21 protein-coding genes are annotated in these 24,814 nt (G+C 53.1%); 6 read left to right on the forward strand and 15 right to left on the reverse strand.

Annotated elements, in window-relative coordinates; translation table 11 throughout:
- Positions 1-115: 115 nt before the first annotated feature.
- Together BLQ82_RS05360 and BLQ82_RS05365 are read right to left on the reverse strand one after the other, a co-directional pair.
- On the reverse strand, positions 116-748 hold the full coding sequence (locus BLQ82_RS05360) for an NAD(P)-dependent oxidoreductase (protein ID WP_062525117.1): 633 nt from the start codon (positions 746-748) through the stop codon (positions 116-118).
- Between the two features lie 70 nt (positions 749-818).
- The gene (locus BLQ82_RS05365; RefSeq protein WP_062525309.1) at positions 819-1,226 is read right to left on the reverse strand and encodes a GNAT family N-acetyltransferase; all 408 of its coding nucleotides are present in this window, start codon (positions 1,224-1,226) and stop codon (positions 819-821) included.
- 255 nt (positions 1,227-1,481) lie between these two features.
- On the opposite strand from BLQ82_RS05365, the gene BLQ82_RS05370 reads away from it, so the two are divergent.
- Positions 1,482-1,790 carry a hypothetical protein gene (locus BLQ82_RS05370; RefSeq protein WP_025707393.1) on the forward strand — a complete coding sequence of 103 codons (309 nt, stop codon included), beginning with the start codon at positions 1,482-1,484 and terminating at the stop codon, positions 1,788-1,790.
- 226 nt (positions 1,791-2,016) lie between these two features.
- Here the strand turns inward: BLQ82_RS05370 and BLQ82_RS05375 are convergent, their stop codons facing one another.
- The 4 genes from BLQ82_RS05375 to BLQ82_RS05390 form a co-directional block, all read right to left on the reverse strand.
- Positions 2,017-2,238, reverse strand: a complete 222-nt coding sequence (locus tag BLQ82_RS05375) for a YezD family protein (RefSeq protein ID WP_062525116.1) — start codon at positions 2,236-2,238, stop codon at positions 2,017-2,019.
- Between the two features lie 100 nt (positions 2,239-2,338).
- Positions 2,339-3,202: a sulfate ABC transporter permease subunit CysW gene (cysW, locus tag BLQ82_RS05380; protein WP_062525114.1), complete on the reverse strand. Its 864-nt coding sequence runs from the start codon at positions 3,200-3,202 to the stop codon at positions 2,339-2,341.
- A 242-nt stretch (positions 3,203-3,444) separates the two neighbouring features.
- Complete coding sequence (gene cysT / locus BLQ82_RS05385) at positions 3,445-4,296, reverse strand: sulfate ABC transporter permease subunit CysT (RefSeq protein ID WP_425281101.1); 852 nt, start codon at positions 4,294-4,296, stop codon at positions 3,445-3,447.
- A 100-nt stretch (positions 4,297-4,396) separates the two neighbouring features.
- A complete protein-coding gene (locus BLQ82_RS05390; RefSeq protein WP_062525306.1) occupies positions 4,397-5,509 on the reverse strand; it encodes a sulfate ABC transporter substrate-binding protein in 1,113 nt (370 codons plus the stop codon).
- Between the two features lie 433 nt (positions 5,510-5,942).
- Between BLQ82_RS05390 and BLQ82_RS05395 the strand changes: the two genes are divergently transcribed.
- The gene (locus BLQ82_RS05395; protein ID WP_082722735.1) at positions 5,943-8,273 is read left to right on the forward strand and encodes an alpha/beta hydrolase family protein; all 2,331 of its coding nucleotides are present in this window, start codon (positions 5,943-5,945) and stop codon (positions 8,271-8,273) included.
- A 528-nt stretch (positions 8,274-8,801) separates the two neighbouring features.
- Here BLQ82_RS05395 and BLQ82_RS05400 read toward each other — a convergent pair.
- Entirely contained in the window at positions 8,802-9,857 is a 1,056-nt protein-coding gene (locus BLQ82_RS05400; RefSeq protein ID WP_062525108.1) for a lactonase family protein, read from the reverse strand.
- Between the two features lie 273 nt (positions 9,858-10,130).
- Here BLQ82_RS05400 and BLQ82_RS05405 point away from each other — a divergent pair, with 273 nt between their 5' ends.
- The 3 genes from BLQ82_RS05405 to BLQ82_RS05415 all read left to right on the forward strand — a co-directional run bounded on the left by BLQ82_RS05405 (position 10,131) and on the right by BLQ82_RS05415 (position 12,350).
- Positions 10,131-10,391 carry a GlsB/YeaQ/YmgE family stress response membrane protein gene (locus BLQ82_RS05405; protein ID WP_020426595.1) on the forward strand — a complete coding sequence of 87 codons (261 nt, stop codon included), beginning with the start codon at positions 10,131-10,133 and terminating at the stop codon, positions 10,389-10,391.
- A gap of 209 nt (positions 10,392-10,600) precedes the next feature.
- Positions 10,601-11,107 carry a CcdC family protein gene (locus BLQ82_RS05410; RefSeq protein WP_062525106.1) on the forward strand — a complete coding sequence of 169 codons (507 nt, stop codon included), beginning with the start codon at positions 10,601-10,603 and terminating at the stop codon, positions 11,105-11,107.
- Between the two features lie 280 nt (positions 11,108-11,387).
- The gene (locus BLQ82_RS05415; RefSeq protein WP_062525104.1) at positions 11,388-12,350 is read left to right on the forward strand and encodes an L-lactate dehydrogenase; all 963 of its coding nucleotides are present in this window, start codon (positions 11,388-11,390) and stop codon (positions 12,348-12,350) included.
- Positions 12,351-12,432: 82 nt separating this feature from the next.
- Here BLQ82_RS05415 and BLQ82_RS05420 read toward each other — a convergent pair whose 3' ends face one another.
- Entirely contained in the window at positions 12,433-14,427 is a 1,995-nt protein-coding gene (locus BLQ82_RS05420; protein ID WP_244280704.1) for a methyl-accepting chemotaxis protein, read from the reverse strand.
- Between the two features lie 219 nt (positions 14,428-14,646).
- Positions 14,647-16,971 (reverse strand): heavy metal translocating P-type ATPase, encoded by a 2,325-nt coding sequence (locus tag BLQ82_RS05425; protein WP_062525102.1) that lies wholly within the window; start codon positions 16,969-16,971, stop codon positions 14,647-14,649.
- A gap of 916 nt (positions 16,972-17,887) precedes the next feature.
- On the opposite strand from BLQ82_RS05425, the gene BLQ82_RS05430 reads away from it, so the two are divergent.
- A complete protein-coding gene (locus tag BLQ82_RS05430; RefSeq protein WP_082722734.1) occupies positions 17,888-18,943 on the forward strand; it encodes a cation diffusion facilitator family transporter in 1,056 nt (351 codons plus the stop codon).
- An 89-nt stretch (positions 18,944-19,032) separates the two neighbouring features.
- Here BLQ82_RS05430 and BLQ82_RS05435 read toward each other — a convergent pair whose 3' ends face one another.
- From BLQ82_RS05435 to BLQ82_RS05460, 6 genes are all read right to left on the reverse strand, one after another.
- Positions 19,033-19,398: an ArsR/SmtB family transcription factor gene (locus BLQ82_RS05435; RefSeq protein ID WP_025705626.1), complete on the reverse strand. Its 366-nt coding sequence runs from the start codon at positions 19,396-19,398 to the stop codon at positions 19,033-19,035.
- Between the two features lie 139 nt (positions 19,399-19,537).
- The gene (locus tag BLQ82_RS05440; RefSeq protein ID WP_062525098.1) at positions 19,538-20,278 is read right to left on the reverse strand and encodes an ABC transporter permease; all 741 of its coding nucleotides are present in this window, start codon (positions 20,276-20,278) and stop codon (positions 19,538-19,540) included.
- 2 nt (positions 20,279-20,280) lie between these two features.
- A complete protein-coding gene (locus BLQ82_RS05445) occupies positions 20,281-20,997 on the reverse strand; it encodes an ABC transporter permease (RefSeq protein WP_062525096.1) in 717 nt (238 codons plus the stop codon).
- Positions 20,994-21,908 carry an ABC transporter ATP-binding protein gene (locus BLQ82_RS05450; protein ID WP_062525301.1) on the reverse strand — a complete coding sequence of 305 codons (915 nt, stop codon included), beginning with the start codon at positions 21,906-21,908 and terminating at the stop codon, positions 20,994-20,996. The genes BLQ82_RS05445 and BLQ82_RS05450 overlap by 4 nt, the downstream gene beginning before the upstream one ends.
- Positions 21,909-21,967: 59 nt before the next feature.
- Positions 21,968-23,398, reverse strand: a complete 1,431-nt coding sequence (locus BLQ82_RS05455) for a sensor histidine kinase (protein WP_062525094.1) — start codon at positions 23,396-23,398, stop codon at positions 21,968-21,970.
- Positions 23,395-24,069: a response regulator transcription factor gene (locus BLQ82_RS05460; protein WP_039838979.1), complete on the reverse strand. Its 675-nt coding sequence runs from the start codon at positions 24,067-24,069 to the stop codon at positions 23,395-23,397. The genes BLQ82_RS05455 and BLQ82_RS05460 overlap by 4 nt, the downstream gene beginning before the upstream one ends.
- Between the last annotated feature and the right edge of the window lie 745 nt (positions 24,070-24,814).

Below are 24,814 nucleotides of genomic sequence, written 5' to 3' on the forward strand. Positions count from 1 at the left end.
GGATGGTTTGTGGTGTGAAACATATAAATCCAATATTTCAAAAAAGACCTCCCGAAAACGGAAGGCCTTACTTTATCTTTGTTCGGCATACGCTCAGGACAGGTTTGTCCGCCGCTCAGTATCCCACCGTAAACCGGGTCCGGCTGAAGTTTCCTTCCTCCAGCTCGTCAATGACAGCTACGGCAAAATCCTCCACGCTGATGCTGCTGTCTCCGTTCTCATCCACCACCAGCCGGTCGAGGCCGATGCGGAACTGCCCGGTCCGGCGGCCGGGGCGGATCACGGCAGGCGGGCTGAGATACGTGTAGTCCAATGAAGAAGCGCTATAGATTTCATAGGCATGTCCATGCGCCTCCGCCAGCGGCCGGAACTTCTCGGGGAACCCCGGCGTATCCATCAGCCACTCGCCCGACTCCGTCTTCAGGGTGCCTGCTCCGCCAATGACCAGCAGGCGCTTCAGACCTGCAGCCTGCAGGCCCTCCAGCAGGCTCTCCGCCGCACGCAGCAGGTCGTTCTCCCGCCCGGCTGCGGGACCAAATGCACTGATCACTTCGTGATGCCCGCGTACAGCCTCTGCTACCGCCGCCGGGTCCAGAATATCTGCAGTAGTAACCTGCAGACGCTCATCTTCCAGCTCCAGTGAAGCCGGATTGCGGACCACTGCAGTGACCTCATGTTTTCTTTTTAACGCTTCCTGCACAATGGCTCTGCCAATCGTTCCCGTTGCTCCAAAAACCACAACATCCATACCAGTAACCCCCATCTTCTCCAGTTGTAGTCTACTTTACATTCATTTCAATTTTGCCGTGGTACATTCCTCAGCGCCGCAGGAACATTCCCTGCGAAGCAGGCATAACCGGCTCAAAGCCATACTGCACATACAGCCTTGCAGCCTCTCCATCGGCAATCAGGCTGATATAGGATCTGTCCGGCACCGTATCCAAAAAACTGCGGATTTCCCGCATAATGATCTTCCCCAGGCCGCGTCCCTGACAGGATGGCTTCACCGCAATATCGGTCACTTGAAAAAAGCAGCCTCCGTCCCCGACCACGCGCCCCATCCCGACAAGCGAGCCCTCTTCATACAGAGTCACTGCAAAAATGGACCGGGGCAGCCCGATTTCCGCTCCCTCGGCACTCATTGCGCTCAATCCTGCTTCCATCCGCAGCGCCAGATATTGTTCTACCGAAGGCCGCTCATGGCGGAGTTCCAGCTTGTCCTCCATCATCACGCCTGCTCCTTTCTCTAACTCCACTGTACTGCTGTGAAACCTGCAGCTGCTACCAATATATATGACCGTACTGCCGGCAAGCAAGAATAGTCCGACAGATACACAGCATCTTGAAACATTATCTACTGTTGAACGTACAATGACTCAAAGCCGCTGTTCTTTTACAGCCGGAATATTCTATGCCCGTATTCTTGGGTAAACTGTGGAATAGGATCATAATATTATGCCGAAAGGTTGGGTGAAGTCATCATGACTCCAATAGGAAAGTTGTTCAAATGGGGGACCTTTGCTTATGAGGCTTTTCTGGCGCTGCCGTTCATCGGGGGAGCTTTTGTTGTTGCGAATGCCTGGGCGCCGCTGGGTGTTGCGTTCCTCCTGCACGCCGTAGCCGTAGTACTGCTGTTGAGAGAACGTGGACCTATTGTCGGCAACGTGGTGGGGATTGTCACCTCGGTTGTTGCTTTAATTCCTTTTGTCGGTTGGATTATGCACGCTGTGACTGCAATCATTCTGCTCATTGAGGGAATATCCGCCTCGCGGCGCACACCACGCTACTAACGGGGAAGCTCAAAAATTACAGAAGAAGGAGTACCCTCACCAGCTAGGATCAAAAGATTGGCATACCTCCTATCAGGCCGCTTATGAGGATCTCTGAGCATTCACTCGTATAGCTGCAATCTATTCTTTCACAACCAAACGGCTGCGCCGTCCTTCACTGGACAGTGCAGCCGTTCGGGATTATGGGTTTGCGGTTACACCCGGACGAAGGTCTATCCTTAAGCAGCTACCCCCGTCCCGCAGAACGGGAATCGGTCCGCCGGCTTCCGGCCTCTCCACTGTAACGTGCATTTGCAGTGCTGTTCTCAAAACGCTTGCGCTCCGTCCGCTCCATCTGCACAATTTGTCCTTCATGCACCACGATGTGCAAGGAACCGAATTCCATATTGTCCAAAAGCTCCACAATCCGCGCAAGCCATACCTCATCCACTTTCAGTGGCTTAGCCATTCTCCAGCCTCCCTTTCCCCGGACAGGGGGATTTTCCGCCAATCCCGTAATAACCAACCCGTATACTATGTTTTAACTTAGCATGGAATCAAAAGGGCTGTCAATGCGCATTTTTGCGTGTAAGCCAGCTTTTTACGATCATCGTTACCAAAGCGAGCAGCAATAGCAGGGAAGCAACGGCGAAGGAAGCCGAGAACTGATATTCGTTATACAAAATTTCAACATGCAGCGGCAGCGTGTTCGTCTCCCCGCGAATATGCCCGGAGACAACAGACACCGCACCGAATTCTCCCATCGCCCGCGCATTGCAGAGGATGATTCCGTACAGCAGGCCCCATTTGATATTCGGCAGCGTGACGCGCCAGAATATCTGCCAGCCATGAGCCCCGAGTGTAATAGCCGCTTCCTCCTCCTGCGTGCCCTGATCTTCCATCAGCGGAATCAGCTCGCGGGCCACAAAGGGAAAAGTCACAAACAGTGTGGCGAGCACGATGCCTGGAAGGGCAAAGACAATCTTAACATCATGGGCGCTGAGCCAGGAACCGAACCAGCCGTTCGAGCCGAAGACAAGCACAAAGATCAGCCCGCCGATCACAGGAGATACGGCAAAAGGCAGGTCAATCAGCGTAATTAGAAACCCTTTACCGCGAAAACGGAACTTGGTCACCGCCCAAGCCGCCATCACCCCGAACAGGGTATTCAGCGGCACGGTGATTGCAGCAACCAGCAGTGTCAGCCGCAGGGCGGAAGCAGCATCGGGATCGGTCAGCGCCGCCAGAAATACATCCCAGCCCCGCTTCAGCGCCTCTGTCAGCACCACGATCAGCGGCAGCGCAATCAGCCAGAACAGCACAAGACCAGCCGCTGCGACCAGCACCCACTTCACGGCAGAAGCTTCCGTAGTTGCAGGGGAAGCTGCACTCCGGTGCGGACGGGGGGCAGCCATAGGGACGGTACCAGCCATGATTTTACCTCCTAAAAGTTTTGTTAGCATAAGCTTCACAGAGTTACTTCGACAAAACTCGCTTCGAAAGCATACGCTGAAAGTCCTATGGAGCATAAACTGCCCAGTTCATAACTGTATTTCATGCAACTAAAAGGCTATCAACGGTTTACCGCTCCTTTTTAACTGCGGCAAGTACACTTAGCCGGTCTGTGAAACAATCCTTTTCGAATGCACGTACTAAGCCCACGGCAGAAACTTGCTTATCGCGAAGTTTTGCGGGCCCAGCGCTGCAGCGTATTAATGACGAGCAGCATCAGGAAGGAGATCAACAGCAGCAGCAGCGCTACTGCTGTTGCCCCGGCATAATCGAACTGCTCCAGCTTCGACATGATGAGCAGCGGAGCAATCTCTGTGCGCATCGGCATATTGCCGGAGATGAATACCACGGACCCGTATTCCCCGATCCCCCGGGCAAATGCCAGCGCAAAGCCGGTAAGCAGCGGCGGGATCAGCTCCGGGAGCACAATGCTGCGGAAGGTCCGCCAGCGTCCCGCTCCCAGCGTTGCCGAAGCTTCCTCCATATCCCGGTCCAAGTCCTCCAGCACAGGCTGAACGGTACGGACGACAAAGGGAATACCGATGAACATCAGCGCAAGCGTAATGCCCAGCGGTGTAAAGGCGATCTTAAGCCCCAACGGCTCCAGCATAGAGCCGATCCAGCCATTTTGCGAATACAGTGCCGTCAGGGAAACCCCTGCTACAGCTGTCGGGAGCGCAAACGGCAGATCGATCAGGGCGTCAAAGATCCTTTTACCCGGAAACTCATAGCGGACCAGCACCCAAGCCAGCAGCAGTCCCAGAAAAGCATCGGCCAAGGCTGCCATTGCCGCAGTGCTCAAGCTGACCCGGTACGAGGCCAGAACGCGAGGGTCTGTTGCGATATCCCAGAATTTGGCCCAGCTCAGTCCCGTCGAATTGAATAACAATGCCGACAGCGGCAGCAATACGACAAGACTCAGATAGAGTACGCTGTAGCCCATCGTAAGTCCGAAGCCCGGCAGCACCTTGCGACGCACTGCAGCCGTAGTGGTGACATTCATTGACCTGTTCATCCCTTTCCTGCCTTCGGCTTATGGGCCGATCAGCCTCCATACACTAACTTGGTTACAGCAGTTCCTGCTGCTGTTCTTTGGATTTCAGCCGCTTGGGTTGTTATTTGGCGCCAGGCACGTAAATTTTGTCGAAAATCCCGCCGTCATTGAAATGCTTCTCCTGGGTTTCTTTCCAGGTTCCGAATTTATCTGCGAGTGTGAACAGCTTGATTACAGGGAATTTGTCCTTATATTCCTCTTTCACGCTTTCCAGGGTCGGACGGTAGTAGTTGTCGGCAGCGATTTTTTGTCCCTCTTCGGTGTACAGATACTTCAGGTAGGCTTCGGCTACCTCACGGGTGCCTCTTTTGTCCACGACCTTGTCTACTACAGCCACCGGCGGTTCGGCCAGGATACTCTCGGACGGGTTAACGATCTCGAATTTGTCCGGGCCCAGCTCCTTAATTGAGAGGTATGCCTCATTCTCCCAGGCAATCAGCACATCGCCGATTCCACGCTCTACAAAGGTTGTGGTTGCCCCGCGCGCTCCGGTATCCAGCACGGGCACGTGCTTGAACAGCTCCTGGACAAATTCCTGCGCCTTGGCTTCATCATTGTTGTTGTGGTCAAGCGCATAGCCCCAGGCGGCAAGATAGTTCCAGCGTGCCCCTCCGGAGGTTTTCGGGTTCGGCGTGATGACTTCCACCCCTTCTTTCAGCAGATCCGGCCAGTCCTTGATGCCTTTGGGATTGCCCTTGCGTACCAGGAACACAATTGTCGAGGTGTATGGGGAGCTGTTATGCTCGAATTTGCTTTCCCAGCCTTCATTGATCAGCCCCTTGTCCTTCAGTGCGTCAATGTCGTAGCCTAGGGCAAGAGTGACCACATCCGCTTCCAGGCCTTCCTGCACCGCCCGGCTTTGGGCGCCGGAACCGCCATGCGATTGTTTGACCGTAACCTTCTGGCCCGTTTCTTTCTCCCAATAGGCGGAGAACGCCTTGTTATAATTTTCGTACAGCTCGCGTGTCGGGTCGTAGGATACATTCAGCAGCTCTACCGGATCTTTTGCCGGAGCTTTGGCAGCTTCTGCTGCTCCTGCCGCATTGCTTGCTGCCGGTGCATCTGTTGCTGCGGCCGCCCCATTGCCTGAATTGTTATTGCCGCAAGCTGCAAGGCCTGCCGTCAATAATAATGCGAATCCCGTGATAAGTCCCTTTTTGATCCCTTTTCTCATCATAAGCCACTCCCCTGTTTATTTTCTCTTGACACCCCATGAAGTTCCCGTCAGTCGGCGTTGCTGCCTTTCAGCAAAAATAGACGGAGGAAGGCCCACTTACGGCAGGTCAAACCGGTCCTGTGGACACGTGTCTGCGAGCTATGGCGGGCGTTCCTCCGTCTGTACGGTAAGAACTTATTTGATTATTCCTACCCATTTAGTAGGTTATGAAGATATAATACTGAAAGCTCCGCACCCTGTCAAACCTTTTTTTCAAAATAGCGAAAAGTCTTTTCAGCCGGCCTGGCGGCAGCATGTGGCGGCTGTTCCTGCAAGAACCACTTGTTATTGCGGCGCCAAAGTAATATTATTGCTACATCTTATAGGTCAAAAACAGATCAAAACTATTAATTAAAAACATGAGAAATTAGTGTAAGTACCGGGGGAGACAATGATGGGAATGAATCTGGAGTATGCACCTGTACCAGTACCTTCACCCGCGCCGCAGCGGCCACGGCTGCACAAGCGTATTCTTGGGGAGCTGGCAAGGCGCATTCTGGACACGTACTGCTACGATACACAACTATGGCGGACGGCGCTTGCCGGGCCCTGGTTGATATGCTTTTTGGTGTTTACAGCAGCTGTTCTGGGCATCCCTACGGGGCTCGGAACTGCCGCCGATGTGATGCTGGCCACCTGTGCCGCAACCCTGGTCCTGGCTTGTGCCGGAAATATTCTGGCAGTGCTGCTGGCCCTGTCCGGACTGCGCATCCCGCGTCTCTATGCGGGCTCTTTATTGAGCGCTTCAGGAGCTGTCCTGCTAGTCTTCTATTATGCCGATCTGGAGCTGGAGGCTGCCGCCGCTGTTGCTGGAACTGCCGCCCTGCTCGGAGGCCTGGGTGGTCTAGCCATTGGGCTTCTGCGTAGACGCCGGTTCATCATGGGACTGCTGCTGGCAGCCGTCGTGCTCGCTTCTCCGTTCGCCCTCTCTACCCGGGGCAATGGCGATACATCACCGGAGGTGAGCTTATCAGGCGGAAGCCCGGCTCCACTCAATGCCGAAAATCCGGGAGCTCCAGGGAACTATACTTATCACAGCTTCACCTATGGCAGCGGCCGGGATCTCCACCGTACCGAGTATGGCGATGAGGCTGGGCTTATCACTTCTGCGGTAGATGCCTCTGCTTACATTACAAGCTGGCCCAAGCTGCGCACCTTATTCTGGGGCTTCGATTACAGCGCCCTTCCTGTAAATGCCCGGGTCTGGATGCCTGATGGTGATGGACCTTACCCGCTTGTGCTGATGGTGCATGGGAACCATATGATGGAGGATTATTCCGAAGGGGGTTATGCCTACCTGGGCGAACAGCTGGCCAGCCGCGGGTATATCGCGGTGTCTCTGGATGAGAACTTTCTGAACTATTCCGCCTGGTCGGGCATCCCGGATAATGATTTCAAGGTGCGCACCTGGATGATTCTGAAGCATCTGCAGCAGATCGGCATTTTTGCGGAGGAATCCGGCAACCCTTTCTATCAAAAGGTGGATTATAGCCGGACCGCCCTGCTCGGACACAGCCGGGGCGGGCAGGCCGTAGCCATGGCTGCGGATGCCGGCCGCTGGTTCAAGAATGACCCTGCTCTTGCCGCAACCACACAGTTTCACATCGCTTCGGTTATTGCACTCGCTCCTACGGACAAAGCCATTGATAACCAGCAGGCCCGTCTGGTCGATGTCAATTACCTGACTCTTCAGGGCGCCCGCGATGGCGATGTGCATGATTTCTATGGAGACCGGCAGTATATCCGCTCTTCCTTTACGGGAGCCGCTTCGTCATTCAAAAGCTCGCTGTACATCGCCGATGCCAACCACAGCCAGTTCAATACCAGCTGGGGGCTGTACGACCAGTCGCTGCCGGCGGGATTGTTTCTGGACCGCAAGGATATTATGGATGGAGACGCACAGCGGCAAATCGCCAAGGTCTATGTCACCGCCTTTCTGGAGGCTACCCTGGATGGGAAGGAAGTCTACCAGAATCTGTTCCGCGATTACCGCAGCGGATTGCAGTGGCTTCCCGGCACCGCATACTATAACCGGTTCCAGAGCGGCGGCGATATCGTTGTAGCCACCTTTGACGAAGACCGCAACAAGAATACCGTCACTGGCGGAACCGTGGAAGCAGCGGGGCTAACCTGGAGCGAGGAGGCCGCCAAGGACCGGGAATCCAAGAGCAAAGCTACCTACGGGCTGCTGCTGGAGCATAGCGCAAAGGACGGCGGGGAGAGCTACTACAGCATCAAGCTGAAGAATAGCGTGGTCAGTGGGCTTGCTGAGTCCGGCGCTGCCGGCCTAACCTTCTCGATGGCTAACCGCAATGCCGACGGCAAGGATACCCCGGTTGCGGCAAAAGCTTCGGCATCCCCCGATGTGGAAGTCGAGCTGAAGGACAGCAATCATGCAGCAGCCCGCCTGCCGCTGAATGAAGTGATGGACATTCTGCCTCTGCCGCAGACCCGGTTCACACTCCTCCCCTGGCTTGAGGAGCGGATGAGCGACGGCAAATACGGCGATCTCTCGGAAGCCGTATTTCAGACCTACGAGCTGCCTTTTGAACGTTTTATCGAAGTAGAGCCCGGGCTTGACCCGGATAAACTGAGCGAAATCACCTTCTATCTGCAGGGAGAGGGCGATAAAATTATGCTGGATGATATCGGCTTCTACCTTAAAAGCACCAGTATGGAAGGGTCCAAGCAAACCGCTATTATACAACGAACAGAAAAGTAACTTCGTTTGAGAGGATAAAAGCGGCCTTCAGCGCTCCAACAACGGCAACCGCCCTTCACCAGATAACGTAGCTGTTGTGGATTTCAATTCCTTCATAAATCCGCGGCCCTTCCAAGTGGAAAAAGGACCACTAATTGGTCCCAGCACACTGATCTCTGCAGCCTAAGTTGGAAAAAGGACCACTAATTCAGCTCAGTTCGCTCCTAGAGGAGTAAAATCACCCAATTAAGTCACCTTTTTCCACTTGAATTTCTCATTTGTTGATTTAGGGGGGAAATAAGTTCCCTTTTTCCAACTAACGGTTGTTCACCTGCTTCTTCGCCAGCGCGGGTTGGAAAACGGCTATCGAATCAGGCTGAATACCACCCTGCTGGTTGAATGCGTTGAATTCAGGCCCACTCCCCCCCAACTTTATGCGTATTATATCCATTAGTGAAAGAAATCATAATTTCCTAAACAACAAAAAACACGGCCCAGGCAACGAAATTCTGCTTTTCATTGCAGCAAGGCCACTCTCTGCTAGTCCGATTATAAATTCAACGGCTTCAGACAGACCGGTGATGTGAGATCCAGCTCATTGCCGGTAGGGATGAGCCTGCCGGTCTCACTGTCGATTCTGAAGGAGACAATATTATCACTGTTCTGGTTGGCTGCGAGCAGCATCCCGCCGATAATGGCGAAGTTGCGCGGCGTCCGGCCTCCGGAAATGACCCAATCCTGCGCTTCCAGCAGGCCCGTGGATGCGTCGATATGGAACAGCGCAATGCTGTCATGCCCGCGGTTGGAGGCGTACAGAAAACGGCCGCACGGCGATACATGAATGTCGGCTGCAGTGTCATCGCTGCCGGCGGCATAATGATCCGGAAGGGAGCTGATGCTCTGCAGAATTTTCAGATCAGCGGACTGCTCATCATTCGCGAACACAGTGATTGTGCTGTTCAGCTCGTTGATCAGGTACAGCCATTGTCCCGACGGATGTCCGGCCAGATGGCGGGGTCCCGAACCTGGCGGAAGCAGAACTTCACGGCGGGTAGCCAGCTTGCCGGCTTCCACACGGTAGAATACAATCTGATCCAGTCCCAGATCGCAGACAAGCACATGTTGTCCGGACCGGTCAGGAATGACCGAATGGGGATGCGGCGCTTCCTGCCGGTCTTCACGCAGTCCGGACCCCTCATGCTTTACCTGGGCGGACATTTCCTGAAGCGAGCCGTCGGCATTCACCGGAAAAATGTTAACGTTGCCTCCCGAGTAGTTGGAGACAAATATGTAATCCTCTTGCGGGGAAATAGACACGTAACACGGAGCTCCGCCATCTGTTGGTCTGCTTCCCAGAAGACGCAGCGCTTTGCTGCCTGGCTCAATGGCGTACGCATAGACCTCGCCCTTATCCTTCTCACTTACGGCATACAGCACAGTCCCTGCGCTGTTCACTGCCAGATAGGACGGATTCTCAATCCCCTTCGTGCTGTTCAGGATTCTCATTTCTCCGGTATCCTTATTCAAAGCCCCCAGTATAATCGCATCTCGGTCAACACTGTTGTAGGTTCCTGCATAAAATAAAACTTCATTAGGCTGGTGCATGGGCAGCGGCTCCTTCTATTGTATATTGGCGCGTAGTTTTACTTACTTCATATATACCCTTAAGTTAAAGGAATACACCTCAGGGTTCCGCACTTTTTTCACTATAACATGTTTATGTACCCGCTACCTCCCTAGGTTTAAACAGCATATTTCCGGGCATACTTGAATACTAATTATAAGGCTGCCGACAATATTTGACACCTGGTTTAAACGTCCGGCATGAGGTTAATAGTAACCATCGAAGATAACAAAACATAAAGGAGCTGAAGCATAATGAGTTTTCTGTGGATGTTGATTGTTGGTGGCGTCATTGGTTGGTTGGCCGGTCTGATTATGGGCAGAGATATTCCGGGCGGTGTTATCGGCAACATTATCGCCGGTATTCTCGGTTCTTGGCTCGGCGGCATGCTGCTGGGAAGCTGGGGACCTAAGATCAGCGATTTCTATGTCTTCCCGTCACTTATCGGTGCGATTGTCCTGATCTTTATCGTCAGCCTGATCCTCCGTTCGGTTGGCGGACGCAGCCGTTCTTAAGGAATAACCTTATATACAACCAGACCTGCCTAGCAGGGCTGGCATCTACACCCGCCAAGGTCTTCCTTGGCGGGTTTCTTGCGGCTGAAGCTATGGCTTCAGGAGAAGCAGCTGCGGAATTCCCGCGGATACGGGTTCAATGTTTTGCCTTCTTTTTTCTGCTATAATGAAAAAATAAGTGACACAAATCACAGAAAGGAAAGTGAATCATGGGCAATATCAACCCTTCACTTTTGCATGTCGGTTCCACGCTGGGGGCTGTATTCATGGCGCTGATGGTCATTTTCATCCGCCTGAAGGCTAGTGCGCGCCCGGTGACAATCCGCAAAATATGGATTCCACCGCTGGGCATGTCCACCGGTTTTGCCATGTTTGTTGTTCCCGAGGTCAGATTTCCCTGGTGGTGGGCGGTTGCCGCTTTTCTGGTCGGCTGGTTTATTTTTGCCTACCCGCTGATCCGCAGCACCAAGTTTGAAGCACGGGAAGGCCTGGTTTATGCCCGGCGCTCCAAAAGCTTCGCCTTCATCCTGCTAGGACTGCTGCTGATCCGCACGGTGCTGCATGAGTTTATCAATCAATATGTATCCATTCCGCAGTCAGGCGGGCTTTTCTTCATATTGGCCTTCGGCATGATTCTGCACTGGAGAGTATTTATGTATAAGCGTTACATCCGGATGGTTCCACCGCAGACCCCTATCCCTGAGCCCCGGGGCTGACAACATCATCTAATTATAAAAAAGAGCATTCGGGAGCCTCGCTGCCTCAAGAATGCTCCTTTTTAGTGGATCATTCTACGGTTCATTGTCATCTTACATTCCCCTTTTTCCGCTAATTTGCATATACTACTAGTAATCCGCCCAGCCATTCCTAACCCCCCATGTCACTTTTGACTAAATTCGCACGAAACAGCCAGTTTTTTTTGTTTCTGATGTCAGGTAACTTACGATGAGATCAGTTAGAATATAAGCATACTTTTAGAGAGTGGGGACAAGACAATTGAAAAGTAAATCAAGAAAAGTGGCGATCGTCGGCTCGGGAATGGTCGGTTCCAGCTGTGCCTATTCCATGGTCAATCAGGCTATATGCGATGAAATCATGATGATTGACCGTACTTATGACCGCGCCATGGCACAAGCGCTTGATCTCTCGCATTGCATGGATTTCACCGGAACACGCACCAAGGTATATGCCGGCACCTCCAGCGATTGCGCCGGAATGGACGTTGTCATTCTGACAGCGGGCGCCAATCCCAAGCCGGGACAGAGCAGACTGGATGTCCTTGATGCTGCGGCAGTGATCACCAAGGATATTGTTACCGAAATTATGGCCGGAGGTTTCGATGGCATCTTCGTGATCGCCGCCAATCCTGTTGATATTGTCACCTATATGGTATGGAAAATTTCCGGCCTGCCCCGCCACAGAGTCATCGGCACCGGAACATCTATTGACTCATCGCGGCTGAAGACGCTGCTATCGGAGGTCTTTACCATCGATCCCCGCAGTGTCAACGGTTATGCGCTCGGGGAACACGGCGAGTCCCAGTTTGTTGCCTGGTCCCATGTGACCATCGGCGGCAAACCGATTCTGCAGATCATAGAGCAGCACCGGGAACGGTTCAGCACACTGGATCTGGAAGACATCGCCCGCAAAACCAAGGATGCCGGCTGGGAGATCTTCACGCGCAAGGGCTCGACGCATTTTGGCATCGGCAGCGCGCTGGCCTACATCACCCGCTCCATCCTGAATGATGAGCACAAAATCATTGCCGTCTCCGCCATATTGGACGGCGAATACGGCCAAAGCGGTGTATGCGCCGGAGCACCGGCAATCATCGGCAGGGGCGGCATACAGGAACTGCTGGAGCTGAACCTGAGTGCAGAGGAATCCAAGAAGCTCGAGGCTTCCTGCAGCATTATCCGCCGGGGCATTGAGAGCCTGCACCTAGAAGAAAAGGTCTGACATAATAAAAAACACCCCTCAACTACACACACGGGAGTGTGCAGCATTGAGGGGTGTTTGTGTGTTTTTAAATAAACTAAGCTTAGCGGAATTTCTCAATCTCGCCTTTCAGCGCGGACATCATCTCATTGAGGGATTGCGCCGAGCTGACTACCTTTTTCATAAGCTCCATTTGTTCGGAAGAAGCGTGGGATACCGCCTGGGCATTCTCCGCCGAATCCTTGGCAATGGTAAGCATATCGGAGACTGAAGCTGTGATTTCCTCGGTCCCCGCAGACATTTCTTCGTTGATGGCGGAAACGTCCTGGATCTGCATCGAGACCTCTCGGATAGAGGAACGGATATGTTCAAAGGAGCTCCCCACATTTTTCATTTTGCCCATACCGTCGCCAATCTCGGCGATGCTCTTTTCCATGGACTGCGCAGCATTGGTTGTGGAAGTCTGAATCTGCTTGATCAGCTCGACAATATCAACAATCGAGGCATTGGTGCGTTCAGCCAGCTTCTTCACTTCATTTGCCACGACGCCGAAGCCCCGTCCATGCTCACCTGCGCGGGCCGCTTCTATTGAAGCGTTGAGCGAGAGCAGCCCGGTCTGATTAGCGATCTCCGAGATGACATCGATGATTTGTCCGATATGTTCCGATTGCTGCGTAAGGGTCTGAATCAGATCAGCAGTTTGGCCTGCGGTTGTAGTGATGACCGTCATTTGTTCAAGCGTGGATTGAATCTCCAGATAGCCGTTTTGAACCTCCGTACTTACCGCTTCCGCCTGATCGGACACACTTACGCTGGATTCGGCAATTCGCTGCAGGCCCACAGCCATTTCTTCGGTAGCCCGGGCCGATTGCTCTGATCCCTTGAACTGCTCCTCCATGCCATGCGCCACCTCCTGGATGACGGTAGCAATTTCAGCCGAGGTATTTGAGGAATGGTTGGCGTATTCCAGCAGCCCTTCGGCGGCAGCCGCTACCTGAAGCACGGTAGCATCAATCGTACCGACAATTCCAGACAGCGAACTGACCGTATCATTAATGCTTTTGCTCATCTGTCCGATTTCATCCCCCGAACGGACTTCCACCCGTTCACTCAGATAGCCTTCGGCCACTCTTTTCATGACACCGGAGATCGCCACAAGCGGCTTAACCGCCATACGGGTAAGATAGAGTGAAATCAATGTCACCAGCAGGATGGTGCCGATGATTAATAGGGTAGCCAAGCGCTGAGCCGCATTCACTTTGGCAAAAATCTCGCTTTTCGGCACATTGATCATCAGCTTCCAATCCGTACCGGGAATGGTCTTGTAATAGGTAATAATCGTCTTTCCGTCTTCACCTCTATAGGTTTCCGAACCGCTTTCGCGGCTGAGCATGGCGGTGACAGCCTTCTTCAGTTCCGGCTCCTTGGCATAATCCGCCATATTTTTCCCGATCCGGCTCATATCGGAATATGCGTAATAGTCCCCTTTGCCGGAGACTACATAGCCGTAGCCGCTCTCAGCCACATGGATACTTTTACTCATCTCATTTAAGATATCGGGTGTAACCGAAAATGCAATTGCTCCGCTGAATTGCTGCTTCTTATCCACTACAGGGACGATCAGCGGAATGATGTATTTTTTGAGCGGCTCCAGGTACGACATATCTCCCACTGCCGGCGCAAGGGATTCCTTGGCTTTTAAGAAATAAGCGGATTTCGCCATATCGGCCGTCAGGTTCATCGTATTGGTCAGCAAGCCCTCTTTGTTAATGACACTGTAGCCTTCCGATTGCTTATCACTCTCTTCCAGGATCTTAACCACCGGAAAAATACTCTGCGGCTGCGCGGTATCGAACTCCGGATGCTGCGCAATAAGCTCCTGCACGGCCGAGGTCCGGCTCTTCAACCACTCATCGATGCGCGAAGTGTTCATCTCTAATATTTTAGTGGCCAGCTCCTCGCTGTTCGACCGGGTCACACCGCCAAAATACTGCATAAAAAAGATGGTCGTCCCCAGTAAAGGCACAATGGCAATGGCAAGGATCACAAGTGACCATTTGGTTTGAACGGATGCTGATTTTCTTTCTTTTGCTTTCATTTTCATTTTTTCCGGTACATCTGTCTTATCCACCATAGTTCCCCCCAGCAAAACTGATAATGATCTTCCATATGCTGTAAATCTATAGTGTTATATCGGCAATAACAGACAAAGACCATTAGTTTCAACATAAAAAATAAGCCTCAAGACCCACATTATGGGATCCCGAATGCTTATTTTTTTCGTATTATTTATTTGCTGCCCATGACTATTGCCAAGTCATACAGATTTGGGAACCTGCAGGGCCCGGACGCTGTTCAGTACCGCAAGCACGGTCACACCCACATCCGAGAAGACGGCTTCCCACATCGTGGCAATCCCGAAAGCTCCCAGCAGCAGGAATAATGCCTTCACTGCCAGGGCAAAAATAATATTCTGCCAGACGATGGTCCGCGTGCGCTTGGCAATGCTGACCGCTGTGGCGATTTTTGACGGTTCGTCAGTCATAATGACGATATCTGCCGCTTCAATCGCCGCATCCGAGCCCAGTCCACCCATAGCGATGCCGACATCCGCCCTGGCGAGTACCGGAGTATCATTAATCCCGTCGCCGACAAAAATAATCTTCTCCCGCTGTGATTTCTCCCGCTCCAGCTTCTCGATAGCTTCGACCTTGTGCTGCGGCAGCAGTTCAGCGTGAACCTCCTCAATTCCCAGCTGCTGCCCAACGGCTTCCGCAACCGGGGAGGCATCGCCCGTCAGCATGACGGTTCTGTGGATGCCCAGCCGTCCAAGTGCCTGAACCGCCTGAAGCGAATCCTCTTTTACTTCATCAGCAATGACCAGATAACCCGCATACTGCTGATCAATGGCGATATGGACCACCGTTCCGTTCTGTTCAGGCGTCCGGCTGGCAATGCCTTCACGTTCCATCAACCGTGCGTTTCCGGCCAGTACCGCCTTGCCCTCCACCATAACGGCAATGCCGTGTCCGGATATTTCGTTGTAGTCCGCTATAACGTCACCGGGAATTTCTTGGCCGTAAGCCGCCCGGATGGACTCCGCAATCGGATGGCTGGAGTGGCTCTCGGCATAGGCAGCTGTCCGCAGCAGATCGTTCTCCTTAAAGCCCTCCGAAGGGTAGGTCCCCGTTACCTTGAATTCGCCTTTCGTGAGCGTTCCTGTCTTATCAAACACAACCACTTTAACATCGTTCAAGGCCTCCAGGAAGTTGCTGCCTTTGACGAGAATGCCGCTTTTGGAGGCTGCGCCAATGCCGCCGAAGAAGCCAAGCGGGATCGAAACAACCAGCGCGCAAGGGCAGGAGATGACTAGAAATACAAGCGCCCGGTAGATCCAGTCCGAGAAAGTGGCTCCGCTCAGCACGAGTGGAGGGATTACAGCCAGCAGGAGCGCGGTAGTAACCACTACAGGCGTATAGCCTCTGGCAAACTTGGTGATAAAATTCTCAGTTTTTGCCTTATTATTGGAGGCGTTCTGCACCAGCTCCAGGATTTTGGAGACGGCCGATTCTCCAAATGTCTCAGTAACCTCAATCGTAACCACACCATTGCGGTTAATAAATCCGCTCAGCACCTTGCTGCCCGGTTCAGCTGCACGCGGCACCGATTCCCCGGTCAGCGCCGAGGTATCCATCATTGCACTGCCTTCAAGAATGGTTCCGTCCAGCGGCACCTTCTCCCCCGGTTTGACCACAATATGATCGCCAATCCCTACTTCATCCGGCGCAACACGTCTTAGATTGCCGGCTTCCTTCAAATTAGCGAACTCGGGGCGGATATCCATCAGCGCCGTGATGGAGCGGCGGGAACGGTTGACCGCCATCCCCTGGAACAGCTCGCCAATCTGATAAAACAGCATGACAGCTACGCCTTCGGGGTATTCCCCAATAGCGAAGGCCCCTATCGTTGCGAGTGCCATCAGGAAATTCTCGTCGAAAACCTGGCCCCGGACGATGTTCCGGGCAGCAGACCAGACGACCTCGCCGCCGACAATCAGATAAGCGGCCAGGAAAACCAGCAGCTCCAGGATTCCGCTGACCGGCAGGAACATTCCCGCCGCCGCAAGGATGCCTCCGGCTCCCAGACGCAGCAGGATGCGGCGGGTATCGCCTTCCCCATGTTCATGGCTGTGCCCGTGCGCATCGGCATGGGCATGGGCTTCGCGGCTGTGCCCGTGCGCATCAGCATGAGTATGGGCTTCGTGGCTGTGCCCGTGCGCATCGGCGTGAGCATGGGCTTCGCGGCTGTGCCCGTGCGCATCAGCATGAGCATGGGCTTCGCGGCTGTGCCCGTGCTGCGGGCTGGCGCCTGGCTGCGGGTTCCTGCGCAAGCCTGCCGGCTTCACTTCCTTGACCTTCACGTGAGGTTCAAGGATATTAACCGTCCGCCGGGCTTCGGCGGACACTGCCTCGGCATCGGCCGCCGCAGTTTCCAGGGTCATCATCTTCATGGTGAAATTCACCGAGCAGGACGTCACTCCTTCAATCTTCTTGACCTTATTTTCGATTTTCATAGCGCAATTGGCACAGTCCAGTCCTTCGAGCATCCACTGACGTCTCACATTTCCTTGAACCACATTCAAAACACCCATCTCCCTTGTTCAAACCTATATATGAGTATTTGTTCATATGTTTACTTACACACATTATATGCCCCTCAATCTTAAGGTGTCAATGCGAAAAACAGCATAGTTTTCCAATTTACTTACAAGCAGGAGCCGCCCTGCCCCGCATAACCGGATTAGAAGCTTTATTAGATCTTCAGGCTGCAGCCCTCCTATACCGGAACCATCAATGTCCACCCGGTGCATGTTCATTGGCTCCTGAAGCACCCTGTAGTTATGATGAACATAGGCAGCCCCTATTCGCCACCGGAGATTAGCTGGTAAAGGTATCAATAATTCCTCTCCCCGGTTCCCCAAATTGTAGGTATATAGCTGAACTTAAGGATGATGTCCGGCTTATGGACAAAATCCTAGTGGATCAAGGAGATCGTCCATGCTGCGGGTTGGATTCTTGCGTTCACTCTAAATAGTTGGAAAAAGGATCACTAATTCCTCTCGCCCGCCCCCTAGATGGGAGTTAGGTGGAAAAAGGATCACTAATCTGGACGGATTTGCCCATATGGAGATAATTGTCTTAAATTAAGTTCCATAATTCCCACTAAACCCTTGGAAGCCCTGAATTTCGGGAAATTAGTTTTACTTTTTCCACTTAGCACCTTCCCCATAACCATAATGATCTATGAACACACGGCTTGTCCGCTTCAATTCGTACAGGTATACGTTCCCGCGAGAAGGAGAAGGATAATTTACGTCGCAAGGCTTTTACATTGCAAGACTTTGACTTCATAATTATTAAGATATACGACAAAACACCCCTCGGAGCTCTAATAACATACAGTTGCAGATAACTTGTCCCTTGTAATCTGCTTTCATCCCGTTTAATATTAACATATGAGCACTCATTCATATGTTTTTCGCGGAAAGGGGTCATTTTATGAATAACCACAGCCATCAAGGGCATACCCACGAGCATAACGAGCATCAAGAGCATTATGAGCACCACGACCATAACCAGCATCAAGAGCACCACGAGCATAATGATAAGCAGAAGCATGTACATAATGACCGACACGGACACAGCCATTCTGGACACAGCCATTCCGGTCATTCCCATTCCCACGCGCCCAATAACAAAAAAGGACTGCTGATCGCCCTGATCATTACAGGGGGCATTATGTTCCTTGAATTCTTCGGCGGATTAGTTACCGGCAGTCTGGCTCTGCTCTCGGATTCCGGGCATATGCTGAGCGACACTGCCTCATTGGCATTAAGTCTTGTGGCAATGATTTTTGCCGTCAAACCGCCTTCATTGAAAAATTCCTACGGTTACTACCGGTTCGAAATTATGGCCGCATTATTCAACGGGGTTACGCTGTTTGTAATTGCCGGGTTTATTATCTGGGAGGCCTGGCAGCGGTTTTTCGAACCACCGGCAGTGGCAAGCGGCACTATGATGATCATAGCGGCTGTAGGGCTTTTAGCTAATCTGATCAGCGCCTGGTCCCTTATGCGTAAAAGCGATACCAAAGACAACATCAACATACGCAGCGCCTATCTGCATATCATGGGTGACGCCCTCGGCTCCGTCGGTGCCCTGCTGGCAGGGTTAATCATGAATTTGTTCTCCTGGTATGTTGCCGATCCAATCATTAGCGTACTGGTAGCTCTGCTCATCCTTAGAGGCGCCTGGGGGGTTCTGAAGCAGGCCTTCCATATTCTGATGGAGGGGACGCCGGTTTCCGTCAATACCAATGATATCAAAGAAGCCTTATTGAAGATCGACGGGGTTGAAGATGTCCATGACCTGCATGTCTGGACCATCACGTCCGGACTTGATGCGCTCAGCGGACATCTGCTGATCAAGGATCACGCTGACCCCCATAGCATACTCCAGCAGGCAATTATTGTAGTGGAGGAAAATTTTGCGATACAGCATACAACACTGCAGATCGAGAATTCTTCCCTGAAACACGGGGAGCTGCGGGTATAGGGTTAAAATAAAGATGGACAACCGGCAATCTCCGGTTGTCCTGGACTGTCAAAGGCTGCCCCTCAAGCAATCGGGGCAGCCTTTTTCATCTATTCATGCCGGATATGCTCATGTGTCTGCAGGAAAATCTGCTCCACATGCGCATCGTTCAGCGAATAATATACGGTTTTGCCTTCCTTGCGGCGTTTCACAATCCGCAGGTTGCGCAAATAGCGAAGCTGGTGGGATACCGCCGACTGCCCCATATCCAGGATGGATGACAAATCATGCACGCACAGCTCCCTTTGCGACAGGGCATAAATCATCCGTACTCTTGTCGGATCGCCCAAAGCCTTGAACATCTCCGCCATTTTATCCGTGGTCCCGCGGTCAGGCAGGATCAACGCCATAGATTCCGGTTCCAGCTCCGAACCGTTGCATGTATTGTCGCATTCTTCCAGTGCCGCTGGCTCCATGCTCTCGCCCTCCTCCATCTATTCACCCGGCTCACCGATGGTTAATCGAAGCTTCTACGATTAATTATAACAAAACTTTACCTGATGTCCATGGAACAGCCGGGGATGGGAAGAGTAGCAAGCAGCAGCGTTGTCAGGCTTAGACAGCTTTACGCCGGAAGGAGAACAGGCCGACGGCCAAAAATAAAATCAAACTGCCCAATACAACGGTTATCAAGCTCTCCAGCGGTAAATTGAAGGCTCCAAAGCGGTCCTCCCCAAAGGGAGACATGGCCAGCATAGGCTGAAGCCAGGGATCATAAGGTCCATAGGTGCTAGAATTGGCAATCAGCATATTCGGCATGGTGAGGGTCACATTCAGCGCGAGCGGTGCCCCGAAGCTGCTCCAGCTCTGGGATATCGCCAGCTGCAGCGCAGCCAGCGGCATGCAGGCCAGCCAGCCGCCGAAGATGCTTGCAAGGAACATCGTCCAGGGAATCGGCACATCTACACCACGCAGCGCGCCTACACCAAGCACCGCAGCAAAAAACAGCAGCTGCACAGCAGCCAGCAGCGCCATAATCATAGTGTATTTGGCAAGATATACGGAAGTTCGCGTAACCGGCAGGGCCAGCAGCTGCTTCCAGCCGCCGTCGGCATGCTCTGCCCGGCAGATCAGCGCAGCAAAAACCCCTGACAGCACCGGCAGAAAGAACATGGCATGAAACAGCGACATCACACTAAGCAGTACTTCCCAGGTAATCATCTGCCCTTCTTCCTCCATATTGGCAAGCGCTCCAATGAGCATCGCCACCGCCGGACTCCCTATAACCAGCAGCCAGACGAAGGATTTGGACATCTTGAGCCTTTCAGCGGATAGCACTCTCCAGAAGATCCCCATGATTAGTTCACATCCTTTCGCGCGAAATGCACAGCGCCAGGCAGCAGCACGAGCAGACCCAACAGCAGTCCCGCCCCGCTGAACAGCCAAGGCCGGGAAGTGCTCCAGGCGAGGGCAGGCCAGGACAAAGGAACCCATTCGGACAGGAACGTCGAGAAGAGGCTCAACAGGGACAAGATAAGGCCAAGCGATACAGGCAGCGTCTGGTTGCGGCTCGATAGGGAGAGCCATAGCTGCAGAGCGATCACGGGCAGGGCGGCGGCATAAGAAGCAAAGCCAATCCGCAGCACATCCGCATAGGGAACCGGCTGTGTACCAAATCCAAGCAGAAGTCCCAAGGCTACAGTCCCTGCTGACAACAGCGCGCAGGAGACGGCGACAAGCAGCAGACAGATCAGCAGCTTGGCCATGAATACGGAGGTCCGGGAGATAGGCAGGGCCAGCAGCTGTTTCCAGGAGCTCATCTGATGCTCCACATTTGCCAGCAGCGAGCAGACCAGCGTTCCTCCCAGATACAGCGCCACGGGCACGAAGTCGGCCAGGTTAGACAGCAGTCCGCCCCACAGGTCGGATTGGTACTGGCCAGTCAGATAGTCATAGCGCATGCCGAAGTTCAGCCCCTGCATGGCAAGGAGTCCCACCGGGCCGAGGAAGACCAGGAACCATAAGCCTTTGCCGCGGATTTTCAGCCAATCCGCCGAGAGCGAACGCCACATCATACGGATTGGCCTCCTTCGACGACCTGAAGGAAGAATTCCTCCAGCGATTGTCTGTGTTCCTCCACGCGGTAGATGGCATGGCCGTTCTCAACCAGCTCCTTGATCAATAGCGCCACCCGGACATCGCTCATCCGGGGCAGGGTGATGCGCCCTTCCTGCAATGTGCCCCCGCAGCCCCTCCGGTTGGCCAGAATCAGCGCTTCTTCCGGCTCCGACACGGCAAGACGCAGATCTCCGGCCGCCTGCTGCTGCAGGTGGGCGATCGTGTCCTGATACACCATCCTGCCGGAACGGATAATGCCGACCGTTCCAGCCATCTGCTCAATTTCACTTAGGAGATGGCTGGATACCAGGACCGTAATCCCCTCTTCCACGGGAAGCCGCTTGATCAGCGAGCGGATTTCCTGAATGCCTGACGGGTCCAGTCCGTTGGTAGGCTCGTCCAGAATCAGCAGCTCGGGGCTGCCGAGCAGTGCGGCGGCTATGCCAAGCCGCTGCTTCATACCCAGGGAAAAGCCCTTCACCGGACGCTTTTCTTCACCTGTTAAGGATACAATATCCAGCACTTCAGCGATTCGGGACTTTGGCACATTCAGGATGCGGCGGATCGCCTCCAGATTATCCAAGGCGCTCAAATGCCCGTAATAGGAGGGCGATTCTACAAGCGAACCCACTTTGCGCAGGATTTGCAGCTTATTCCGTTTCAAATCCTGGCCAAAAATCTTAATGCTTCCCGAAGTCGGCTTAATCAGCCCCAGCAGCATGCGGATGGTGGTTGTTTTGCCCGCACCGTTGGGCCCAAGGAAGCCGTAGATTTCCCCTTTGCCTATATTCAGATTCAAATGCTCCACCGCAGCCCGGCCACGGTATTCCTTCAATAAATTTGTCGTTTCAATCACTGCTTGCGTCATTTTCTTCACCTCGGTAACCAGCATATCGTTCCAAGGTTAAAAGCACGGCGCAGCCCAGTTTAAATTTTGTTTAAATTTCCGTGCGGCAAACTTAGGATTACTATAGTAGTGCCTTGCTTGGTGCTGTCCACCTTCCATCCCAGCTCCATCCGCTTCAGCAGCAGATCAACAATCGATAAGCCCAGGCCTGCCCCTTTGGACTCGGAGCCGCTGCCCAGGCCCTGGCCGTGGTCGCGGATGACGATGACGCGTTCGCCCTCCCTGTCCTCCACAGCCACCCCCACGTATAGTCCGCTCCGCGCGTGGCGGACTATATTCTGGAACAGATTATCCAGGATGCGGCGGAACCAGCTCTCATCCACGTTCCAATGCAGCGGCTCCCCCTCCAGATCAATCTCAATCTGGAACCCTTCCTTCTCCCACAGCGGATACCACGCCGCAGCACTTTCCCTGAGCAGACGCAGAACATCTTTGCGCTCCGGCTTCAGGGTCATTCGTCCGCTGCTGAGCAGATTGTAGGACAGCAGATTTTCGATCAGGACACCGAGGCTTTCAATCCGTTCATCCATCAGTTTCAGGGATTCCTGTCCCCGGCCGGTCAGCTGCTCCTTGCCAAGAATATGCAAGTGACTGCGGATCACAGTGAGGGGAGTCCGCAGATCATGCGACAAATCGGAGACCAGACGCTTGCGCAGCCCCTCTTCCTCCGCTTCACGCGCACGGCTGGCGGCAAGCTCGGTTACCATGGTATTAAAGGCCGTCTCCAGACGGCCAATCTCATCGGGCTTGCCCGGATCAATCAATTGCGGCACACCATCTTCTCCGGTGAAGGCCATGGCCGTCTCCAGCCGCAGCAGTCTTTTGCGGATTTGGATAAAGAACAGCAGCGAAACAACCATGAAGCCTGTAAAAAGCACAAACATCACCAGCGTAAATCTTAAACTCATACCGTCGAAATAATGCCGCTCTATGATGGCGTCGGGAATTTGCATAACCATAAAACCTTCTCCGGCTTCAGCACGGTCTCCCACAAAAGCGACAATATTCATTGGCTTTGGATTATACGCCATGCTCTTTTTCATGAAGGAAATCGCTTGTGCAGCAGTCCACACCGGGGGGATAGGGCGCCGTTCGTTCTGCTGCCAAAGCCGCGGATCAGCAGACTCCAGCGACAGCCGGGTTCGCCCCTCTCCATCTACCCAGAACATCGCAGCCAGGCTGTAGGCGGAGCTTAGCGCCTTTAGCCGGTTATTGATTCTCTCAGGGGAGCTGCCAAGCAGACCTGCCGCTTCCTTATGCCAGATTTTTTCCAGTTCCTTAATGTCTTGATACTTCTCATATTCCTTCGGCACATCTTCCTGCGCCATGTTCAGCGTCAGTGGAATGATCACCAGCACAGCGGGAATGAACAGCAGCGCTGTCATAATAATCAGCAGGTAACGTGAGAGGAGTGAAGCGTGCAGCTTGCGAAAAAAACCCGGTTGTCTCATGCTCTCACCCGGTAGCCGATTCCCCGGACCGTCTCAATAATCTCCGGAGCAGCCGGATCAAGCTCAAGCTTCTCACGCAGATACCGGATATGCACCATCAGCGTCTTATCGCCTTCTATGTAGCTTTCTCCCCAGACCGCCTCATAGATCTGCTCCTTCGTCAGTATTTGGCCGAGATGGCGCAGCAAATAGGAGAAAATCTGAAACTGCTTGCCGGTAAGCAAAATTTCTTTGCCGCTGGCTGCCTCTATGATCCGGTTGTCCCCTTCGTATACCATCAGATGCTTCAGCTTCAACGGGATGGACAGGACAGCTCCTGTCCGTCTTAACAGTACTTCGATCCGCGCCGCCAGCTCATCCGGATGAAAAGGCTTGGTCAGATAATCATCGGCGAACTCCAGGCCCTGGAGCTTGTCATCGATGGATGTCCGCGCGGACAGCATCAGGACCGGCAGGTTCGGATACGCCCGCTTCAGCCGCTGGCCTACCGTGAAGCCATCGAGACCGGGCAGCATGACGTCCAGAATGACCAGCTGGCAGCCCGCCGCAGCCTCTACAGCACCCTCCCCGCTCTCCAGCCAGCGGACAGCATATTCCCGCTCCCGCAGATCGGCGGAGACGGCGCTTCCGATCTCCCGGTCATCTTCAATATACAGCAAGGTAACACTCATACATGTCAAATCCTTTCTCTCATTCTGGAAAAAGCAAAAAATGGCTCCGGCGTCCTTTGGGAGCCTCCAGTTTTCGACTGCCGGATATCTTATCTGTATCTTATAATTTAACCTAGTAATTTCATATTCCTCTAAGCTAGGCGGTTCAGCCCAAGTGGAAAAAGTGAACTTAAAATCCCCCCACCTGTTCGGTCTGCCAGCGCTAGTTGGAAAAAGTAAACCTAATCCGGCCCATTCCTGGCCTTTCAGGTGAATTCACTTCAAATAAGTCTACTTATTCCAACTAATACCTTCTCTTGGACGCTTTCGGGCCGATTTAAGTTCACTAATTCCACTTCAATCCCTTGCTGCAGATTTCTTGAATTAATACCGCTACTGACGGTAGGATTCCAGACAGCTTATGCTTACGATGCAGGCTTTCCTGCCATCAATGCAGCTCATGGACCGCCCCCGGCTCATGTTGTGGTCAGTACTGCAGCGCAAGTATATCATGATTTCCCGTAAGCCAGCCATGGCCCAATAAGTAAGTCAACCGGACAAGGGGGCCCCATTCCATTCCATTCCAGCAAGTAGAAACGGGTACCGTCCTTATTAGGAGCCTATGCTTCCGAAGCAGCGATACAGAGTATCGCTTTCAGGTACCCGTTTCAGCGAGAATAACAATTCAAAGCTTAAGACCGCAGGGATTCCTGCCGTTCCAAAATCAACGGGAGCGCCGGATAATCCGATGGTTCACACCCGCTAA

The sequence above is a fragment of the Paenibacillus jilunlii genome, from assembly GCF_900102965.1.
GTDB classification, from domain to species: domain Bacteria; phylum Bacillota; class Bacilli; order Paenibacillales; family Paenibacillaceae; genus Paenibacillus_AQ; species Paenibacillus_AQ jilunlii.

What these genes read in the sequence shown, in the direction of transcription:
- BLQ82_RS05405 (WP_020426595.1), top strand. Translation starts at nt 10,131, where the DNA reads ATGAGTTTTCTGTGGATGTTGATTGTTGGTGGCGTCATTGGTTGGTTG.
- BLQ82_RS05375 (WP_062525116.1), bottom strand. Translation starts at nt 2,238, where the DNA reads ATGGCTAAGCCACTGAAAGTGGATGAGGTATGGCTTGCGCGGATTGTG.
- BLQ82_RS05400 (WP_062525108.1), bottom strand. Translation starts at nt 9,857, where the DNA reads ATGCACCAGCCTAATGAAGTTTTATTTTATGCAGGAACCTACAACAGT.
- BLQ82_RS05445 (WP_062525096.1), bottom strand. Translation starts at nt 20,997, where the DNA reads ATGATGTGGCGTTCGCTCTCGGCGGATTGGCTGAAAATCCGCGGCAAA.
- cysW (WP_062525114.1), bottom strand. Translation starts at nt 3,202, where the DNA reads ATGGCTGGTACCGTCCCTATGGCTGCCCCCCGTCCGCACCGGAGTGCA.
- BLQ82_RS05365 (WP_062525309.1), bottom strand. Translation starts at nt 1,226, where the DNA reads ATGGAGGACAAGCTGGAACTCCGCCATGAGCGGCCTTCGGTAGAACAA.
- BLQ82_RS05440 (WP_062525098.1), bottom strand. Translation starts at nt 20,278, where the DNA reads ATGGGGATCTTCTGGAGAGTGCTATCCGCTGAAAGGCTCAAGATGTCC.
- BLQ82_RS05370 (WP_025707393.1), top strand. Translation starts at nt 1,482, where the DNA reads ATGACTCCAATAGGAAAGTTGTTCAAATGGGGGACCTTTGCTTATGAG.
- BLQ82_RS05360 (WP_062525117.1), bottom strand. Translation starts at nt 748, where the DNA reads ATGGATGTTGTGGTTTTTGGAGCAACGGGAACGATTGGCAGAGCCATT.
- BLQ82_RS05410 (WP_062525106.1), top strand. Translation starts at nt 10,601, where the DNA reads ATGGGCAATATCAACCCTTCACTTTTGCATGTCGGTTCCACGCTGGGG.
- BLQ82_RS05435 (WP_025705626.1), bottom strand. Translation starts at nt 19,398, where the DNA reads ATGGAGCCAGCGGCACTGGAAGAATGCGACAATACATGCAACGGTTCG.
- BLQ82_RS05420 (WP_244280704.1), bottom strand. Translation starts at nt 14,427, where the DNA reads ATGAAAGCAAAAGAAAGAAAATCAGCATCCGTTCAAACCAAATGGTCA.
- cysT (WP_425281101.1), bottom strand. Translation starts at nt 4,296, where the DNA reads ATGAACAGGTCAATGAATGTCACCACTACGGCTGCAGTGCGTCGCAAG.
- BLQ82_RS05390 (WP_062525306.1), bottom strand. Translation starts at nt 5,509, where the DNA reads ATGAGAAAAGGGATCAAAAAGGGACTTATCACGGGATTCGCATTATTA.
- BLQ82_RS05450 (WP_062525301.1), bottom strand. Translation starts at nt 21,908, where the DNA reads ATGACGCAAGCAGTGATTGAAACGACAAATTTATTGAAGGAATACCGT.
- BLQ82_RS05460 (WP_039838979.1), bottom strand. Translation starts at nt 24,069, where the DNA reads ATGAGTGTTACCTTGCTGTATATTGAAGATGACCGGGAGATCGGAAGC.
- BLQ82_RS05455 (WP_062525094.1), bottom strand. Translation starts at nt 23,398, where the DNA reads ATGAGACAACCGGGTTTTTTTCGCAAGCTGCACGCTTCACTCCTCTCA.
- BLQ82_RS05430 (WP_082722734.1), top strand. Translation starts at nt 17,888, where the DNA reads ATGAATAACCACAGCCATCAAGGGCATACCCACGAGCATAACGAGCAT.
- BLQ82_RS05395 (WP_082722735.1), top strand. Translation starts at nt 5,943, where the DNA reads ATGATGGGAATGAATCTGGAGTATGCACCTGTACCAGTACCTTCACCC.